The organism is Chitinophaga cymbidii (assembly GCF_007992715.1).
GTDB classification, from domain to species: domain Bacteria; phylum Bacteroidota; class Bacteroidia; order Chitinophagales; family Chitinophagaceae; genus Chitinophaga; species Chitinophaga cymbidii.
Genome location: NZ_BKAU01000005.1, coordinates 791,473 through 810,624 on the forward strand (window position 1 = coordinate 791,473; position 19,152 = coordinate 810,624).

Annotated in this window: 13 protein-coding genes; all 13 read left to right on the forward strand. The window is 53.7% G+C overall.

What is annotated here, in order from left to right:
* The first annotated feature begins 155 nt into the window (after nucleotides 1-155).
* Nucleotides 156-1,388 carry an FAD-dependent oxidoreductase gene (locus CCY01nite_RS21835; protein ID WP_146866216.1) on the forward strand — a complete coding sequence of 411 codons (1,233 nt, stop codon included), beginning with the start codon at nucleotides 156-158 and terminating at the stop codon, nucleotides 1,386-1,388.
* A gap of 30 nt (nucleotides 1,389-1,418) precedes the next feature.
* Nucleotides 1,419-2,555 carry a serine hydrolase domain-containing protein gene (locus CCY01nite_RS21840; RefSeq protein ID WP_146866218.1) on the forward strand — a complete coding sequence of 379 codons (1,137 nt, stop codon included), beginning with the start codon at nucleotides 1,419-1,421 and terminating at the stop codon, nucleotides 2,553-2,555.
* A gap of 163 nt (nucleotides 2,556-2,718) precedes the next feature.
* Complete coding sequence (locus CCY01nite_RS21845; RefSeq protein WP_186831198.1) at nucleotides 2,719-3,279, forward strand: RNA polymerase sigma-70 factor; 561 nt, start codon at nucleotides 2,719-2,721, stop codon at nucleotides 3,277-3,279.
* A 64-nt stretch (nucleotides 3,280-3,343) separates the two neighbouring features.
* Entirely contained in the window at nucleotides 3,344-4,513 is a 1,170-nt protein-coding gene (locus CCY01nite_RS21850; protein ID WP_146866222.1) for a FecR family protein, read from the forward strand.
* Between the two features lie 264 nt (nucleotides 4,514-4,777).
* A complete protein-coding gene (locus CCY01nite_RS21855) occupies nucleotides 4,778-8,107 on the forward strand; it encodes a SusC/RagA family TonB-linked outer membrane protein (RefSeq protein ID WP_186831199.1) in 3,330 nt (1,109 codons plus the stop codon).
* 18 nt (nucleotides 8,108-8,125) lie between these two features.
* Nucleotides 8,126-9,580: a RagB/SusD family nutrient uptake outer membrane protein gene (locus CCY01nite_RS21860; RefSeq protein WP_146866226.1), complete on the forward strand. Its 1,455-nt coding sequence runs from the start codon at nucleotides 8,126-8,128 to the stop codon at nucleotides 9,578-9,580.
* 36 nt (nucleotides 9,581-9,616) lie between these two features.
* Nucleotides 9,617-10,816 carry a serine hydrolase domain-containing protein gene (locus CCY01nite_RS21865; RefSeq protein WP_146866228.1) on the forward strand — a complete coding sequence of 400 codons (1,200 nt, stop codon included), beginning with the start codon at nucleotides 9,617-9,619 and terminating at the stop codon, nucleotides 10,814-10,816.
* Between the two features lie 16 nt (nucleotides 10,817-10,832).
* Nucleotides 10,833-12,425 carry a serine hydrolase gene (locus CCY01nite_RS21870; protein ID WP_146866230.1) on the forward strand — a complete coding sequence of 531 codons (1,593 nt, stop codon included), beginning with the start codon at nucleotides 10,833-10,835 and terminating at the stop codon, nucleotides 12,423-12,425.
* A gap of 1 nt (nucleotide 12,426) precedes the next feature.
* Entirely contained in the window at nucleotides 12,427-14,127 is a 1,701-nt protein-coding gene (locus CCY01nite_RS21875; RefSeq protein WP_146866232.1) for a serine hydrolase domain-containing protein, read from the forward strand.
* Between the two features lie 149 nt (nucleotides 14,128-14,276).
* A complete protein-coding gene (locus CCY01nite_RS21880) occupies nucleotides 14,277-15,296 on the forward strand; it encodes a dipeptide epimerase (RefSeq protein ID WP_146866234.1) in 1,020 nt (339 codons plus the stop codon).
* 1 nt (nucleotide 15,297) lies between these two features.
* Nucleotides 15,298-16,560: a DUF819 family protein gene (locus tag CCY01nite_RS21885; RefSeq protein ID WP_146866236.1), complete on the forward strand. Its 1,263-nt coding sequence runs from the start codon at nucleotides 15,298-15,300 to the stop codon at nucleotides 16,558-16,560.
* A gap of 69 nt (nucleotides 16,561-16,629) precedes the next feature.
* On the forward strand, nucleotides 16,630-17,733 hold the full coding sequence (locus tag CCY01nite_RS21890; protein ID WP_146866238.1) for a Fic family protein: 1,104 nt from the start codon (nucleotides 16,630-16,632) through the stop codon (nucleotides 17,731-17,733).
* A 237-nt stretch (nucleotides 17,734-17,970) separates the two neighbouring features.
* Complete coding sequence (locus CCY01nite_RS21895) at nucleotides 17,971-19,152, forward strand: acetate/propionate family kinase (RefSeq protein ID WP_146866240.1); 1,182 nt, start codon at nucleotides 17,971-17,973, stop codon at nucleotides 19,150-19,152.

The window sequence follows — 19,152 nt, forward strand, 5'->3', positions numbered from 1 at the left end:
TAGTATGGATTGGTTTATAGTCTACTTAGTCTACTGGATTTGTAGACAAATATATTTCAGTATTTTAACTTTTTCATATTTTTTTTGAAAGGGGGATGGAAAACGTAGTTTTGATATACCGGAAGACAGATTATCTGACCTGAAAACCGATCGTCATGCTGCATCACAGAACAGTTAAGGAACAATATGAACAGGCTGCTGCGCGGGACCAACTTAAGATATTGATAGTGGGAGCGGGGATAGCGGGCGTAACGGCGGCGCAGCTGTTGCGAAAGGACGGTCAGTATCCGGTGTTGATCGAACGTCATGCCGGCAATTCGCATCCCGGTTACATGCTGGCGCTAATGCCCATGGTGGACTCTGCATTGAACGATCTCGGCGTTCGTGATGAATACCGGGAGAACAGTACGGCGTTAAAAAGCTATGGCTTCCACGGGCACAAGGGAAAGCTGATCCGGGAAGATTCGATGTCTGCGATACTGGACCGTTATGGCGATTATCGCGGGATTGCCCGTGGGGAGCTTTTGGATGTATTGACGTTGGGCGGTTGCGATGTAGCGTTTGACACGACGGTAACAAGGATAGCCGAGATGGACGGCGGCACACAGGTAACCTTTCAATCAAAAGATGAAACCCGTCAGTTCGCATTCGACCTTGTCATCATTGCCGACGGCATTCACTCCTCTACCCGGAAGCTGGTCATGGGGGATCTGCCTGTAGATATTGTCAATACAAAATGGGGCGGCTGGGTGGTTTGGGCGCCGGAAGACGATAACATGGGATTGGGTGAAGAACTCTGGGGAGCGGGCTTCTTCTATGGCGTCTATCCTGTGAAGGGAAAATTGGGTGTTTTTTTAGGCGGAGCAATTGATGATACGCAAAAGGGCCCTGCTAAGTTCGTATCGGAAGTGCAGAAGAAATTGACGGTTATCAATCCGCGCATGCAAAGTTGTCTTAATGAAGTGGCGCAAACGCCCGATGCCTTTTTCTGGTCGCTGGATGATTGCCGTTGCCTGCAATGGGCGTTCGGCAATACTATTTTACTCGGTGATGCGGCGGCCGGATTTTTGCCTACGGCGGGCATTGGCGCGGGTATGGCCATTGAGTCCGCCTGGGTGTTGAGCCGGATGCTCCGGTATGCGGACGGAGGGAACACAGGCGCGTTACTCAAAGCATATGAAAAGGCACAGCGGCCAAGGGTGGAGGCTGCGCAAAAGACTTCCAGGGGGCTGGCTAAGATTATGTTTCGTCAGAGCCGGTTGCTTGCGGCTTTGAGGGATTTGTCCATGCGCCTGGTGAGTGTGGAAATGGCGCTCGGGCCGATTCAAAAATTGGTGGCCGACAGGCCGGACCCCGACAGCCTGGCGAAGCGGGCTTTGGAAAAATAATCACTATTACTCTTTTCTTATTCTGAACACATGCTATTCAAAACAAGGTTAACTACGATCGTTGTACTATTATTGTCCATGCAAACCTTCGCGCAGCAGGACAGCCTGCAGGGTAAGGCGCAAAGCAACAATCCACTTAAAAACGGTCTTGATAAGGAAGTTGAGAAGCTGGTACGCCCCTACATCCAGAAAAGCAATACCGCCGGGCTCATACTGGCCGTGATCCACAAGGGAAAGGTTTACCGTTACAGTTACGGTACTGTTGACAAAAAGCGTAAAGAGCTGCCAAAGCCCTCCACACTTTTCGAGATCGGCTCGATCACAAAAACTTTTACCTCGCTTTTGCTAGCGGAGCAGGTACTTGAAGGAAAAATGTCGCTGGATGATCCCATCAACCGCTACCTGCCGGATTCTGTAAAAGACATCAGCGCAAACGGAATGCCGGTGCGGCTGGTGCATCTTGCCAACCATACATCCGGCTTTCCGCGCCTGCCCGCTAACATTTTCCAGATGAAGGTCGACCGCAATGATCCCTACCGGAATTATGTGCATGATTCCTTATACAGTTACCTGGTCCGTTATCAGGCTACAACGCCGCCGGGACAGGTATATGCTTATTCGAATTTCGGAGCGGGGTTGCTGGGCGTGATCCTGGAAAGGCAACTGGGCGCGGGATTTCAGACGCTGGTAGAAGAACGTATCTGCAAGCCGCTGAAGATGTTCCATACCTTCATCGATATACCAACCGGCCAGGCCGCAGCTTTTGCCCAGGGCTACAACGAACTGGGATTACCCGCCAGCCCCTGGGACCTGGGCTCGTTAAAAGGGGCGGGCGCGCTCCGGTCCACACTGGATGACATGGTATTGTATCTCAAGGCGCAGCTGGGCGCCGGCAATGATCTTGCAAAGGCTATTGTATTAACCCACGAGCCAACTTTTACGGGGCCTGGTCAGCAAATGGCGCTGGGCTGGTTGATCGGCCGGCATGGGGAGAACGTTTATTATCAGCATTCCGGGGGCACGGGCGGATACCGGTCTTTTGCCGGCTTCAGTCCGGAGCAGCAATTTGCGGTAGTGATCCTGTCGAATGCCGCCGAAGATGTGACCCCGATAGGGCAGGCATTGTCTGCATTCGCAGAAGAGGCCACGCATGTTGCAGAACGTTGAAAAGCCTTTGGAGGATTTGTTGTGGAGATTGATAAAGATAAAGAAGGTATTTGCAGAAAACTTGCACACACATTCGCGGATGTTGCGGATTTTTTATATCTTATCGCTGATTTGAGGATCATCAACCAGACTGACCGTTATTGAATACCATTATCAAACTACAGTGACGCTTTACCATTCTCATACCGACGAGCAGTTATTTTCCCTGCTGCAGAACGGCGATGAGACAGCTTTTACGGAGATCTACCAACGCTACTGGAAGCTGTTATTCGCTGTGGCCGCCAATAAAACGGGCGTGCTGGCTGACGCGGAGGAAATTGTGCAGGAGATATTTGCCGATCTCTGGAAGCGGAGGGAGGTGATCAGTATCCGTCACTCCCTGAAATCGTTCCTTGCGGGAGCGGTGAAATTCCAGGTATATATTTATTTCGACAAACAGAGCCGGCAACGTACCTGTCAGCAGGAGGCCATCCACAGCGACTCCCAGGTAGATCCGTCGTATGAATACAAGGCGCTGGAAGAGCAGGTGCACCAGGCAACGGCGCAGCTGCCAGAGCGCTGCCGGCTGGTGTACGAGTTGAGCCGCAACGCGGGCCTTTCACATAGGGAGATCGCGCGTACGCTTGACATCTCCGAAAAAACGGTGGAAAACCAGATCACCAAGGCGCTGAAGCATCTTCACGCAGCGCTGCGGTCCCTTCTCTCTCTCATAGGGATTTTTTAATTTTTTTTTTGACGGCATGGGGGGAAGCCTCCCGTTTTCTTACTTATAGGAAAACAAACACGTTATGCCCGGTAACCCTAGGGAAGATATTACCTATTATCAGCAGCTGATCCGGAAGCTGATGGACGGATCTATTGAGGAATCAGAACGGCAGCAGCTGGAAGACTGGTACAACAGCGGACTGGAAGATCCTGTGCACATACCGGCGGCTTTTGTGGCCGGCGAAGAAGAACAGGAAAAGCGGCTGCTGGAGCAGATCAGGCATAAAGCCGGTTTGCCGGTTGCCAGGCGGGTCATTGCGTGGAGGGGAAGAAGCTGGTGGGCCGCGGCGGCGGCGGCGCTGATCATCATAGCAGGTACGGCATCCCTGTTATATTATAAAGGTAGTAACAACGAAGCGGCGCCGCGGGTGATAGCCCGTGATGTGAAGGCGCCGCAGACCAACCGCGCTACCATCACGCTGGCGGACGGCACGGAACTGGTGCTGGACAGCCTGGCCAGCGGCACACTGGCATTGCAGGCGCATGCGCAACTGGTGAAGCTTGCCGGCGGAGAGATCGCTTATAAAGATGAAGGCGGCGGTACGGTAGCGCCGGTATATAATACGCTTACAAATCCGAGGGGCAGCAAAGTGGTGAGCATCGCGCTTTCAGACGGCTCACGGGTATGGCTGAACGCAGGCTCTTCTATTACGTATCCCGTTGTGTTCAACGGAAACAAACGCCAGGTGGAGCTGAAAGGAGAGGGATATTTTGAAGTGGCGAAGAAAGCGGGACAAAGGTTTGTAGTGACGGCGCGTGGTGTGCAGACAGAAGTATTGGGTACGCATTTCAATATTAACGCTTACGATGAGGAAGCGGAGACCAGAATCACCTTGCTGGAAGGAGCGGTGCAGGTACAGCTGCCGGGCGCTGCACGGCAGGTACTGAAGCCCGGAGAACAGGCGTCTATAGCCGCTGCCGGAAAACTGGCCACCTTGCGTCCGGACCTGGACCAGGTGATGGCCTGGAAGCAGGGCGACTTCTATTTCAGTGGTGCGGACATCGAAACCGTGATGCGCCAGGCGGCGCGCTGGTACGATCTGGACGTGGAATACCGCGGCAGCGTAACAGGTACTTTATCCGGTGATATTTCACGGAGCGTCAATGCCTCCGAGCTGTTCCACATGCTGGAGCTTACAGGGCGCGTAGCGTTCGAGATACAGGGAAGGAAAGTGATCGTCATTCCTAAATAAATCAGCGATATTATGCAACACAACCAACATCTATTTTGCCGGAGCATACCGCCGGCATGGGCAGCGAACCAGGGAGCTTAAAATAAAAGCCGTCTCGTGGTCAGACGAGACGGCCGGAATTTGGGTAAGCTTCCGAAATTCAATCCAGCATGACTGTTTTTCATTTATTCACCCAAACCAGTCCCGGGGTTACCGGGACCCGGCAAAGATATGACTTTGACTAAAAAGTTGCCTGAGATTCTTAACTACAATGTGATCCGAGCGATGAAACTGTCCACGATCTTATTACTGATCGGTTGTCTTTCCGCCAGCGCCAGGGGATACACGCAGACGCTCACCATCAATGAAAAAGACGCACCGATCTCGCGGGTCTTCCGGGAGATAAAGAAACAAACCGGATACAATTTCGTGTATTTCGACAGCGATATACGGTCCACGCAACGGGTGACGGTGCAGGTGCACAACAGTTCCCTGGAAGATGTGCTGCAGCTCTGCCTGAAAGACCAGCCGGTGACTTACAGGATCGTGAACCGGTCTATCATCCTGTCGAAAAAGAACACCTCCTCCTTCCGCCAGAACGCCGCGCAGGATTCCGCAAAAAGAGATGTTTCGGGCAGGCTGATCACAGCCGCCGGAGATCCGGTATGGGGCGCCAGCGTTTTTATCAAGGGGATGTCGAAAGGCACGCAGTCCAATGAACAGGGCCGCTTCCGCCTGCCAAACGTTCCTGAAGGCGCGGTGGTAGTGGTATCCTATGTGGGATACTCCACCCTTGAGCTGACCGCCCGCTTTCAGCCGGACGGCGCTGTCCGTTTAAGCGGCGGATCGGTTTCCAGCTCTTCCGGCGGCGACGTGACCATTATCATGCAGCCGGCGACGCGGCAGATGGATGAAGTGCTGGTAGTGCCTTACGGCACGCAAAGCCGCTCTTCCTATACCGGATCGGCCGTTACCGTACAAAGCGAACAACTGGAAGACCGTTCCCGTCCTTCTTACCAGCAGTCCCTGCAGGGCAACGTTGCCGGTTTGCAGGTGATGGAAGCAACCGGCCAGCCGGGCGCGGCGCCCAGCGTAAGGCTGCGCGGCATCAGCTCTTTCAGCGGCATCAATACGCCTTTATATGTGGTAGACGGTGTGCCGATGCTCACGCAGGAAATTACCACGCTCGCTACTTCGTCCAACTCCGGCGCAGGCATCAATCCGAATGACATTGAATCCATCACCGTACTGAAAGATGCGTCCGCCGCGGCTATTTACGGTTCACAGGGCGCGAATGGCGTGATCCTTATCACCACCAAAAAAGGATCGGCGGGCAGAACAAAAATATCCGCATCCGCCAACTACGGCATCAACCAGATGGCTACTTCCGCGCGTAATAAACCATTGAGCACGGAAGAGATGACTTCCATGCTGGTGGAGGGAGTGGTCAACCGCCAGGTGAACGGCATTACCACGCCCGAAGCGGCCCGCGAATACCTGGTCAGCCAGGGGCTGAATCCGGATGTGAATACGGACTGGATGGATGTGATCACGCAAACCGGTCAGTACCAGCAATACAACCTGTCCGCTTCCGGCGGCAATGAAAAAACGAAATTTTTCCTCTCCGGAGGATATTATAAACAGGACGCCGTGACCCGTGGTCAGTGGTTCGACCGTAAAACGGGCCGGCTTTCCGTGAACCATAAAGCCAGCAAAAGACTGAGCTTTAACGGCTCCATGAACCTCGCATCGCAGCGGCTGAGCACCGTGCCTGCCGCGGGCCTGGGGCAAAACCCCGTGCGCAGCCTGTACCGCCTGGTGCCCTGGCTTTCCCCCTATACGGAGAACGGGGATTACAATCCGCTGATCACGCATAACCCGGTGATCGTGCAGAACGAGAACAAATACGAAACCAGCATTTACCAGGCCATCGGTAACCTGGGCGCGCAATTACAGCTGACGGACTACCTTTCCGCCGAATCAAAGCTCGGTATCGATCTTCACTATTCTGATGACTACCGTTACTGGAGCCCGCTCTGGTCAGACGGCAGAGGCTCGAACGGCCGGGGCGCGGAGTACAGCACCTTGTGGCATAACTGGACGATCTCCAACCTGCTGAAGTTCAACAAGCAGATCGGAGGGCTGGGTATCAACGCCACCGTAGGGCAGGAAGCCGCCCGGCGCAATCTGAAGCGCGTGAGCACGCAGGCGAACAATTTTGCGGCGGAAGACCTGTTCACACTTTCCAACGCATCGGAACCGTACGTTGCCTGGAGCTACAAAGCGGCGGCCACGCTGGCTTCCTACTTTGTGAACACCAGCTTTAACTACGATCAGAAATATTACGTGAACCTCACCGGCAGGAGAGACGGTTCTTCCCGCTTCGGCAGCCTCGTGCGCTGGGCCAACTTCTGGTCAGCCGGCGCGGCCTGGAACATCGACAAGGAAAACTTCATGATGAACGCCGGCTGGATCGACCGGCTGAAGCTGCGCGTCAGCTACGGGTTAAGCGGCAGCCAGCTTGGTGATTACTACGGCGCGCAAGGCTATCTGCTCGGCGGCAATAACTATATGAACAATCCCGGTTTCATCATCGCGCAGATCGAAAGCGGTACGCTTACCTGGGAAGAGAACCGCCCCCTCGACATAGGGCTTGAATTTGAATTCCTGCACGGCCGGCTTTCCGGCGCGATCGACTGGTATACGCGCCGTACGGACAAACTGTTCCAGGATATGCCGGTACCGATGGAAAACGGTGTGACCTCGCTGAACTTCAACGTAGGCGCCATGAAGAACTACGGCTGGGAATTCACCCTCAACGGCCAGGTGATCAAACCCCGGCAGGCCGGTGGATTCGAATGGAACAGCAGCTTCAACATTTCCACACAAAAAAACAAGATCCTCAAATACCAGGATTCCAGCATGGTGCAGGGCGTATACCTGCGCGCGATCGGTGGCGACTTCTACCAGTATTATCTGCGCGGATACGCCGGTGTAGATCCGGAAACAGGAGAAGCGCTCTGGTACACCAATGCTTCCAAATCAGCCACCACCAATGTATTCAGCCAGGCAGCGGCTTTCAAGCAGGAAGGCAAAAGCGCACTGGCCAGCTTCTTCGGCGGCTTCACCAACACCTTCTCGTACAAAGGTCTTTCGCTGTCAACGCTTATCTACTTCAACTGGGGCAACCAGATATACGACACCTGGGGCCAGTACACCCAGTCAGACGGCTCCGGGGGCCTGTCTGAAACAGCGCAGATGAGCCGCATGACGTACGAAAACCACTGGAAGAAACCGGGTGATATCGCGCAGTATCCCAAGATGATGTACCGCGGCAACCAGTCCGGGCTCGCCGGCCAGTCCTCCACCCGTTTCCTCTACGATGGCAGCTATATCCGCCTGCGGGAAGTAACGCTCACTTACCAGCTTCCGCTGAGAGGCCGGATCACAGAGGCCGTGAAAGGCGCGCAGATATACGTCAGGGGCAACAACCTGTTCACTTACATCCGCGATCCATACCTGCCCTATGATCCTGAAGTAGGCATAGACGGCATCCTCGACCAGAACCTGCCCATTTCACGGCAGTTTGCGGTGGGCGTCAACTTAACACTATAAACCATCAATACATTGTTTATGGAAACAATTTCAACCAGGGTAGTACTTACGCTATATAAATGTGTGTTGCTTGTGATCGCCGGGGCGGCGCTGCTTTTGTCCGGCTGCGGCAAAAGTTTTCTGGAGCTGAAGAACCCGCAGGCGATAGACTTTGATCATATCTCCGACCTGGAATCGCTGACAACTGCTTCCACCGGCGTATACAGCCTGTTCAAGCAATCGAACTACTACAACCGCACCTTCATCCTCGTTCCCGAACTGATGACGGATAATGGTTTTATCAGCATTAAAAATTCCGGCCGGTATCTCAACGAAGACCGTTTCACGGTTACTAACGGTGATTCCTATATTACCGGCGCCTGGCGCCTCATGAGCCAGGTAGTGACCAATGCCAACCTCGCACTGGCGGCCAGCCGCGCCATCGAGTTTCCCGCGGCGGACCAGGAAGACGCCAACCAGATAATTGGTGAACTGTACGCCTGCCGCGCGCTGGCGTGCTTTGACATGCTGCGGTTCTATGCGCAGCCCTACAATTTTACGGCGGACGCTTCTCATCCCGGCATTCCCATCTATACGGAGCCGGCCAACCAGATCATTTATCCCGCCCGCGAAACCGTCGCCAAAAGCTATGACCAGATCATCGCCGATCTGAAGCAGGCGGAATCGCTGCTGGGCGATATCAAAAAGAACGGTCATTTTACCCTGGCCGCGGCGCAGGCGCTGCTGGCAAAGGTATACCTGTATAAAGAAGACTGGGTGAATGCGGAATTATATGCCACCAAAGCGATCGATAACGGCAACTATACCCTGTTGTCCAATGGAAGCTATGTATCCGGCTGGGCTTCGAAGTTCACCGCGGAATCGCTCCTGGAGATCGGGAATACGCCTAACAGCAACTCCGGTTCCGATGGTATCGGATATTTTACTGAACAGAATGGTTATGGCGATTTCCTGGCGACAGAAGATCTGTACAACATCTATGCCGCCACGGACGTGCGCCGGAACCTGATCGTGCCGGGCGTGCGCGCGGGCGGCGAGCCGCAGGCTTATTTCATCAAGAAATATCCGAATGGCGTTAGCTCTCGGGACGACAATCCCAAGGTGCTGAGAAAATCGGAAGTATACCTGATACGGGCGGAAGCCCGCGCGGAACAGGCGCTCACGAACGATTCCCACCGTGCCGGCGCACTGGAAGACCTGAACAGGATCGCTCAACGCGCTGACCCATTGGCGGCAGACGTGGACCTCAGCGGCGAAGCGCTGATAGACCGCATCCTGCTGGAACGGCGGAAGGAGCTGGCATTTGAAGGCAACCGCCTGTTCGACCTGAACAGGAAAGGGAAGGATGTCACCAACATCCAGTCGGATGCCCAAACCACCTTTGAATATCCGCACAACCGCTTCATCATGCCGGTGCCGTACGATGAAATGAACGCCAATCCAAATATGGATCAGAATCCGGGCTGGCGTTAACCTGTCAGCCATTTGTTCACCCGATAAATCAATGTTATGCGTTGGTACTATTCTAACCGTTATATAAAGTTATGCCTGCTCTGCCTGCTGCTGGCGGCCTGTTCCAAAAAAGACATCACGCCGCCGATACCGCCCGATACGCAGTCAGACACAGACGAGGAGCAGCATATACAGGATGTTGACATGCCGGTGATCGATACGCAGATCACCAACTTCATGGCGCTGTACAATGTGCCGGGCGCCTCCATCGCCGTTACCAAAAACGGCCGGCTCGTTTATGCCAAAGGATATGGCATGGCCGATGTGGAGGCGTTGGAAGCGGTAGATACTTCCAGCCTTTTCCGGATCGCCAGTCTTTCCAAATTCATTACGTCCATCGGTATTATGAAGCTGGTGGAGGATGATCAGCTGGAACTGACGGATAAAGTATTCGGTGATGACGGCCTGCTGGGCGATACATTGGGCTCCCTGCCTTATCCCGTGCATGTGGAAGATATCACCGTGGAATACCTGCTGCGTCACGAAGGCGGTGGCTGGGGCAACTCTTCCAACGATCCCGCGTTTGCGCAATCCACCCTGAACATCGATCAGCTGATCGGCTGGGCGATCGATAACCGGCCGCTGGCAAATCCACCCGGGACCAATACGGATTATTCCAACCTCGGTTTTATGATATTGGGAAGGATCATTGAAAAGGTCAGCGGGCAAAGCTATGTAGACTTTATCGAAGAGAATGTGCTTACGCCGGCGGGTGTAACGAACATGCAGATAGGCGCGTCCTCACTGGCAGGCAGAAAGCCCAACGAGGTGAAATACTACGGCCAGAGCGGGCAAAATCCTTACGGATATAACAGCAACACCTTTTCTAGGTTGCGCGCGGCAGGTTCGTGGATCGCAAGCGCGATAGACATCCTGCGTATCATGGTGCATGTGGACGGCTTCAGCACCGTGCCGGACATCCTGGCGCCGGCTACCATCACCACCATGAGCACGCCATCAACGATATCGCAATATGCATTCGGCATCCGCATCAGCAGCGTCAACCACAACTGGTGGCACGGCGGTTCCTTGTCCGGCACCCGCACCTGGATGGTGCGCACGTACCATGGATATTGCTGGTCGATATTACTGAACACAAGAAATACAAGTTCCGCTTTCACCACAGCGATCGATCACCTGATATGGCCGGCTGTCAACAGCAGCAGCACGGTATGGCCGGATCAGGACCTGTTTTAACTTTTATTCAATCAATATGAAATGGATGATATTCGGCAGTAAAACCTGTCGACAAGCATTGCTTTTTTGTTGCCTGACGGTATCCGCATGCGCTTACGGTCAGCAAAAGACATCATCGTTGCCGCCCGGCCTGGATGCGTATGTTGAAAAAGTATTGAAGACCTTCCATGTGCCCGGCCTGAGCATCGCCGTGGTAAAAGATGGGCAGACCTTGCTGGCGAAAGGATACGGGGTGAGGAAAATGGGACGCGATCTGAAAGTAGACGAGCATACATTATTCCCCATCGCTTCCAACACCAAGGCATTCACCGCTACGGCGCTGGGCATTCTCGCCGAGCGCGGCAAGCTGCAATGGAACGACAAGGTGATCGATCACCTGCCCTGGTTCCGTTTGTCCGACCCCTATGCAACAAGAGAGATCACTATCAAAGACCTGCTGGTGCATAACAGCGGCCTGGCGCCCTATGCCGGCGATCTGCTGCAATTCCCGGTAACTACTTTCACCCGCCGGGAGATCGTGGAAAGGATACGGCATCTTCCGCTGGTGAACAGTTTCCGGTCCGCGTACGCATATGATAACGTGTTGTACCTCGCTGCGGGGGAACTGATACAGGCCGTCAGCGGAATGGAATGGGAAGAATTTATCCGGAAGGAAATACTGGAGCCTGCCAATATGAAAGAAACGCTGCACCGTTTTTCTTTATTCGAGAAACAGCCCAATATCGCGTACTCGCATATTCCCGATAGCAAAGGCAACATCAGCGTGCTGGAAACATTTTTTGAAGAGGGGATGAGCGACAAGTCCAGTCCCGCCGGAGGTATTGTATCCACTGCCGCGGACATGGCAAAATGGATGCAGATACAGCTGGATTCCGGCAGAACGTTGTTCAGACCTTCTACCGCGGCCCTGTTGTGGCACGGCGTTAACCCGATGCCCGAACTGAACGTGCCCGCGTGGATAGCACCGTCACGTTCATCGCTGAATGCTTATGCGCTTGGTTTCCGTGTGTACATGAACCGCGGCACAAAGGTGGTGACGCATGGCGGCAAGCTGGACGGCTTTGTGTCCTGCGTGATGATGTTCCCCGAGATCAATTTGGGCATCACGATATTGACGAACCAGGAATCCGGCAACGCCTACAATGCCATCATCCAGCATATCGCCGACTATTATCTTAAAACTGGTCCGTTCGACTGGATAGCCGGTTTCCGCAAACAGGAAGACGCGAAGTTTGCTCGGTTCTCGCAATTGGAGCAACAGGCGCTGGGCAAGCGGGACAGCAACTCCCGCCCCGCATTGCCGCTGGAAAAATACTGCGGCACTTACCGCGATCCCTGGTACGGCGATATCGATATCACCATGGAAAATGGCGCCTTGTACATGCAATTCAGCCGCACGCCGCTGTTCCATGGCAAGGTGGAGCACTGGCAATATGAAACCTTCATCGTGCGCTGGGACCACCGGGAAATACGCGGGGACGCTTTTATCACTTTTTCTCTGACGCCCGAAGGAAAGATCGATGCGGCGAAGATGAAAGCAGTTTCACCGTTGACGGATGTCAGCCTCGATTTTCATGACCTGGATTTAAAACCCGTTAAAAGGAATTGATATGAATTTGAAATATTTCAGGATAGGATGTTGCCTGGCCGGCGCGCTGCTGTGCTCGCAGGCGCAGGCACAGCAGGCAGACAGTATTGTGCAGCAGCTTGGCCGTCTGGTGGGGTCGTACCCGGACAATGAGCCCGGCGGCGTGCTGATCGTCAGCCGCCAGGGAAAGGATATTTTTCACAAAGCCTTCGGTGTAGCTAACCTGGAGCAGCCGCTTCCGATCACGGACAGCACCGTGTTCGAAGCTGCTTCCGTTACCAAGCAGTTCACCGCAACGGCTTTGCTGCTGCTGGTACGGCAGGGAAAGCTGTCGCTGGAAGACGATATACGAAAATATTTTCCGGAGCTGCCTGATTACGGCCGCACCATTACCATCCGGCAATGCCTTACGCATACCAGCGGGCTGAAGGACTGGCGGAACGTTACTTACCTGACCAGCTGGCCCACGGGCTACCGCCTGATGAACCAGGCTTTTGCACTGGATATGATCTTCCGCCAGGCTAACCTGAACTACGAGCCGGGAGAGCGCTTTTCCTATACCAATGCGGGGTACGACCTGGCGGCCAGCCTCGTAGAAAAGCTGTCAGGCGTTTCCTTTTCGAAGTTTGTGCAGGACAGCCTGCTGATACCCGCCGGCATGACGCGCTCGTTCATGCGCAAACCCTTCCGGTCCGTCACCTCCAACAAGGCCACCGGCTATTACCGCAGCGGCAAAACATTCCACGCCGGCACCGTTATGGATGAGAACTACGGGGCGGCGGGACTGATCACAACAGCCGGGGACCTGAAGAAATGGCTGCTGTACGTCAATCATCATTTTGGTCCAAACGATCCTTTTACGAAGATGCGCCTTGAGCGGTACGTGTACAATAACGGCGATACCTGTGATTATGCGAACGGCGGGGTGTATGTAAAAGACATCAAGGGTGTTACGCAGATCACGCATTCGGGATTCCTCGGGGCTTTCCGCGCGCTGACCACTTACTATCCCGGGGAAGACATCACCGTGAGCTACATGGGCAACAACCAGGAGATCTCCACGGTGGAGCTGAATAACGATGTATTCAAAATACTGTTCAACCGCACAGTTACAGATCCGCTTCCTTATTCCGAAAAAGATACGGTTCCCGTGCAGCCGAAAGACCTGGCGGGGAAAGCCGGCAGCTATATGAACGTCAAGGACAGTTCGGAAGTAATGCAGTTTTTCGTCCGCAACCAGCAGCTGCTGCAATACCGGGCGCGGCTACACGCTCTTCCCGGCGGTAAGTTTTTGTACGACAAGGCGGTCTATCATTTTTCCGATAAAGGAAATTCACTGGCGGTGACCCGCAGCGGTGCAACGACCAACTATGTGAAACTGGCCTCCCGTCCCGTTTCCCCGGCTTTGCAGCAACAGCTTTCAGGAGCTTATCATAGTGAGGATTGTGATGTAACCATATACCTCCAGTCACATCCAAAAGGGCTCATGATGCACCGCGCGCCGTCAGATTCCGTGGTGCTTGAAAATGTTTATAACAACGGCACGCATGTAGGATATAAGGGCTTCGATCACGGCCTCCGGGCGATCTACGACTTTACGGTCATCAAAGGAAAAGTCGTGCGCCTGTCCATCAGCCTGCCAAGGGCCAACCGCATTTATTTCTACAAAACAAACGAAAAGAACGGCCTGACGCGCTCGCTGGCTGCGGCAGGCGCCCGTTGATCCGCATGCCGGCATGCGGGTGCCCGCTTCAGGTAACGGCGGGCGCGCGTTGATCCGGATGGGGATATCCGGGTTTTGCCCGGCAGCACCGCTGGCTTGATGTTGCGTTGCCCGAAACTCGTTTTAAAAAATTGAAAAAACAGATACGAATGAAACTCAGCTTTGAAAAATTCGAACTAAAGAAAAAATACCCGTTCACTATTTCGGGTCATACCATGCTTTCCCAAACGGTTATTTATGTAACGCTGGAGCATGAAGGATATACCGGCACCGGCGAAGCCAGTCCGGGCTACTACTTCAATGAAACGGTTGACGACGTGGCCGGTTTCTATACCTCCCTGGTGGCCGATTTCGCACGCTTCAACGACATGAGCAACCGCCAGGCGATCATGGATTTCGTGGAACGCAAACGCCCGGGCTTGACCGCCGCAAAGGGAGGCATCGATATCGCGCTCAACGACCTTTACGGCAAGATGACCGGACAGCCCTGCTACAAGCTGTTTGGCGCCAACCCCGCCACCATGCCCGTTACATCATTTACCATCGGTATGGACGAGCCGGACATGATCCGCAAAAAAGTGCGGGAAGCCACCGATTTCAAACTCCTGAAAATTAAGCTGGGCGGGGACAACGACCGCGGGATCATAGAAGTGATCCGCTCCGAATCCAACCAACCGCTGACCGTAGACGCCAACCAGGGCTGGACGGACCGGCAGGAGGCGCTGGACATGATCCACTGGCTGAAAGAAAAAGGAACGGTATTCATTGAACAGCCCATGCCCGCTGACAGGTGGGACGATAACGCCTGGATCACCGAACACAGCCCGCTGCCCGTGGTGGCAGACGAAGCCGTGCAGCGCCTGGCAGACGTGGAGAAAGCGAAAGGCGTGTACCATGGTATCAATATCAAAATGTCGAAATGCACCGGCATGCTCGAAGGATACAAGATATGGCAGAAGGCGCGGTCATTAGGACTAAAGGTGATGATCGGCTGCATGGGGGAATCGTCCGTTGCCATACTGGGAGCCGCCGCCATCGCGCCGTTATGCGACTGGGTGGACCTGGACAGCAGCTGGCTGATGGCGAACAACCCGTATCATGACCCGGTGTTGAAAGAAGGGAAAATTATTTTATCAGATGAACCGGGCCTGGGCCTGCGTAAACGATAGTATGGATCTATTAACTGTCCGCACCCCGCTGATCACGCAAGACATTGTTGTATTCGGGTTGCTTGCTGTCATCGCCGCGGTGGTGCAGCTTACCTCTACTTCACAGAACAGGATACTGAAACGATTTTATTTTTTCTGTCCGCCTTTACTGGTGATGTACTTCCTGCCGGGCATCCTGAACACCACGAACGTGATCAACGGCAACGACTCGCGCGTGTACGAGATCATTTCCAAATACCTGCTGCCCGCGGGACTGGTGCTGTTCACGCTGAGCGTGGATATCCGGGAGCTATGGAAGCTGCGTAAAAAGGCAGGCAGCATGTTCCTGGCCGGCGCGGTGGGCGTGATCATCGGGGGACCGCTGACAATTCTGATCGTAAAACAGTTCGCGCCCTCACTGGTGGGAGGCGAGGGTGCCGATGCCGTGTGGCGCGGACTGGCTTGCGTGTCCGGCAGCTGGATCGGCGGCAGCGCCAACCTGGCGGCGTTGAGCGAAGTGTTCAAGCCTAGTCCGCAGTTGTTCTCTTCCATGGTGGTGCTCGATACGATCATCGCCAATCTCTGGCTGGCGATCCTGCTGTACGGGGTAGGGAAGAACCGGCAATTGAACCGTTTCTTCCGCGCGGATGACCGCGATGTGGATGAGGTGCGGGAGAAGATCGAAGCTTACCAGATGGCCACTGCAAAAATCCCCGCGCTGCGGGACGTGTTGCTGATCCTTGCTATCGCATTCGGCGGCTGCGGGTTTGCATACCTGGTTGCAGAGCCGCTGGTGGCTTATGTGCAGCTGCATTTCCCGGTGCTGGAGCGGTTCAGCCTTACTTCTTCTTTCTTCTGGGTGGTGATCATCTGCACCACGCTGGGCGTGATATTGTCATTTACACCGTTGCGCCGGCTGGAAGGCGCGGGGGCTTCGCGTACGGGGAATGTGTTCCTGTACCTGTTCATTACCGCGGTGGGGATGCAGATGGATATTGTCAGCGTAGTGGAGAATTATGGGTTATTGCTGGTAGGATTGATCTGGCTGGTGTTTCACATCCTTGCGATGGTGATCGTGGGGCGGCTGATCCGCGCGCCTTACTTTTTCTTTGCCGTTTCCGGTGAGGCGAACCTCGGTGGCGCGGTGCAGGCGTCGCTGATCGCGTCTGCATTTCATACCTCGCTCGCGCCGGTGGGGGTGCTGCTGGCGGTGCTGGGGTATGTGTTCGGGAATTATGGGGGGTATTTGTGCGGGTTGCTGATGCAGTGGGCGGCGGGTTCGTGAGCCGGATAAATGGATTATTCGGCTCATTTTTTGCGTATATTTGAGCCGAATAACCAGAATAATCGGCTCATGAAGTACAACTGGCAGCAAAAAGACTGGCCGGATTTCAGCTACGATCTTCAAACTGTAGAAGATACCCTTTTTGCCTTTGCGGAAGCAACCGGGCATATTACCGGTGTGTTGAAAGCCATGCCTGAAGACCGGCAGATGGAAGCTATTATCAGCACAATGGTGGCTGAAGCAGTAAAAACATCGGCTATAGAAGGAGAGTTTATCAGCCGGCAGGATGTTGTTTCCTCTATCCGGAACAAGATGGGGCTCAATAAAAAGCCGGATACGGTCAAGGACAAACGGGCTTTGGGCGCAGGGGAATTAATGGTAGATGTACGGAATACCTATGCTGAAAAGCTAACGCAATCGAAGTTGTTCGAGTGGCATAAGATGCTGCTGAAGCAAAGTAAGGGTATCAACGCGGGGGCTTGGCGGAAAGGTACTTCGCCCATGCAGGTAGTATCCGGAACTATTGGAAAAGAGAAAATCCACTTTGAAGCGCCGCCATCTTCCAGTGTATCCAGAGAAATGAAACGGTTTATACAGTGGTTCAATGATACCGCTCCCGGCGGAAAAAAGGAGATCAAAAAAGCTCCCGTCCGCTCCGCTGTTGCGCATTTGTATTTTGAATCCATTCATCCCTTTGAAGATGGGAATGGCCGTATAGGAAGGGCGATTGCGGAAAAGGCGCTATCGCAGACCATAGGCCGGCCGGTTTTGTTAAGCTTATCCCGCACCATTGAAGCAAACAAAAGCACTTATTACGCAGCCCTTGAAGCAGCACAACGCAGCAATAAAATCACGGACTGGATTGCTTACTTTATTGCAACAGCGCTTGATGCCCAGCGGCAGGCAAGCCAGCTTATTGAATTTACACTTCAAAAAACCATCTTCTTTGACCGTTTCAGGGATGCCCTCAATGAGCGCCAGCTGAAAGCCATCAGGAAGATGCTGGATGCCGGGCCGGAAGGTTTCGAAGGGGGCATGACGGCTAAGAAATATATGTCTATTACCAAAGCATCCAAGCCAACAGCTACCAGAGATTTGCAGGCGTTGGTGGAAATAGGGGCTTTGATAAATGAGGGTGGAGGGAGGAGTACGCATTATATACTTGCACTGTAGTTTGTTTTACTCCCGAGCCCCCGGATAGGGCGGCGCAAAAAACTGGATGAAGATCGTGGCATTACCGTTACACGTTGTGAAGAAATATTCATCTGTAAATACCCGTCAGCGGCATAAAAGTGTAAAGTTGTTTTGTTCGTAGCCCCCGTAACCCCCGTAACCTTTGTTCCCCGATAAAAAAGCCCCGATTCCGCGTAGCCCCGCCCAGGCTGGCATGGAATTTACGCCTCTCTGTTAATGGATCTGAAGCCGAAAATGATATTTGCCGTTAACTGCGGATCTTCCTCCCTGAAATGCGCCGCATTTCTACTGGAAGAGGGGGCTTTGCAAGAGAGATACCGTTTCGTGGTAAAAGATCTTGCTACGCCGGAGGTGGAGGTCCGCGATCCCCGCACCGGTAACGTCATACGTATAATATCACGCGAAACGGACCTGGTGGAGGCACTTGACGAAATACTGGACTTCCTGGAAGAAGAAGGGCTTCTTTCAGCGATTGCCTGCATCGGCCACAGAATGGTGCATGGCGGAGTTCATACCGCTCCCGTGCATGCAGGGCCGGATATACTTGAAGAACTGGAGCAATATGCCGGCGCCGCACCGCTGCACAATCCTCCCGCCATGGCCTGCATCCGCTATTTATCAGAAAGATTGCCGGATGTGGACCAGGTGATCTGCTTTGATACACAATTCCATCATGAAATGCCGGCGCTTTCTTCCCGCATACCCATTTCCGCAAAACTTACTAACGGCTTCATCAAAAAGTATGGCTTTCACGGGCTTTCCTGCGAATCGGTGCTGCGGCAGTTAAAGGAAACACGGCCGGAGCTGGCAGATAAAAAGATCATCATTGCGCATCTTGGGAACGGCTGTAGCCTGACTTCTGTAGTGCAGGGAAAAAGTACAGACAACACCATGGGGTTTACGCCGTTCGGCGGCATCGTCATGAGCAGCAGGCCCGGTGATCTGGATCCCGGCGTCCTGTTTTACCTGCTGAAGGAGAGAAAGGCCAGTGTAGAAGAGATGGAAGAGCTATTGCAGCGGGAAAGCGGATTAAAAGCGCTCCATGGAAAAACGGGCGACCTCTCGGAGTTGGTGAAGGAAAGTGAGCGCGACGCGGGGGCGGATTTCGCTGTGGAGTATTTTGTAAAAAGCGTTTGTGCGGCCATTGCTTCGCTGACGGCCGGTATGGGTGGGATAGACGCGCTGATATTCACCGGCGGCATCGGTGAAAACAATACGGAAGTGAGAAGAAGGATCGCAGTCAGGATGGGCTGGATGGGTTTCACATTGAATGAGAAACAGAACGCCCGGCATAACGATAGCATATCTGAAACAGGAGCGCCGGTATATATCGGGATCATCAGGACCGATGAGGAAAAAATAATAGCGGAGCAGTCATTTAAAAAAAATACAGGCTGA

Bases quoted from the DNA above. Each gene is read 5' to 3' on its own strand.
- CCY01nite_RS21860 (WP_146866226.1), top strand. From the start codon at position 8,126: ATGGAAACAATTTCAACCAGGGTAGTACTTACGCTATATAAATGTGTG.
- CCY01nite_RS21865 (WP_146866228.1), top strand. From the start codon at position 9,617: ATGCGTTGGTACTATTCTAACCGTTATATAAAGTTATGCCTGCTCTGC.
- CCY01nite_RS21850 (WP_146866222.1), top strand. From the start codon at position 3,344: ATGCCCGGTAACCCTAGGGAAGATATTACCTATTATCAGCAGCTGATC.
- CCY01nite_RS21885 (WP_146866236.1), top strand. From the start codon at position 15,298: ATGGATCTATTAACTGTCCGCACCCCGCTGATCACGCAAGACATTGTT.
- CCY01nite_RS21840 (WP_146866218.1), top strand. From the start codon at position 1,419: ATGCTATTCAAAACAAGGTTAACTACGATCGTTGTACTATTATTGTCC.
- CCY01nite_RS21835 (WP_146866216.1), top strand. From the start codon at position 156: ATGCTGCATCACAGAACAGTTAAGGAACAATATGAACAGGCTGCTGCG.
- CCY01nite_RS21870 (WP_146866230.1), top strand. From the start codon at position 10,833: ATGAAATGGATGATATTCGGCAGTAAAACCTGTCGACAAGCATTGCTT.
- CCY01nite_RS21895 (WP_146866240.1), top strand. From the start codon at position 17,971: ATGGATCTGAAGCCGAAAATGATATTTGCCGTTAACTGCGGATCTTCC.
- CCY01nite_RS21880 (WP_146866234.1), top strand. From the start codon at position 14,277: ATGAAACTCAGCTTTGAAAAATTCGAACTAAAGAAAAAATACCCGTTC.
- CCY01nite_RS21890 (WP_146866238.1), top strand. From the start codon at position 16,630: ATGAAGTACAACTGGCAGCAAAAAGACTGGCCGGATTTCAGCTACGAT.
- CCY01nite_RS21875 (WP_146866232.1), top strand. From the start codon at position 12,427: ATGAATTTGAAATATTTCAGGATAGGATGTTGCCTGGCCGGCGCGCTG.
- CCY01nite_RS21855 (WP_186831199.1), top strand. From the start codon at position 4,778: ATGAAACTGTCCACGATCTTATTACTGATCGGTTGTCTTTCCGCCAGC.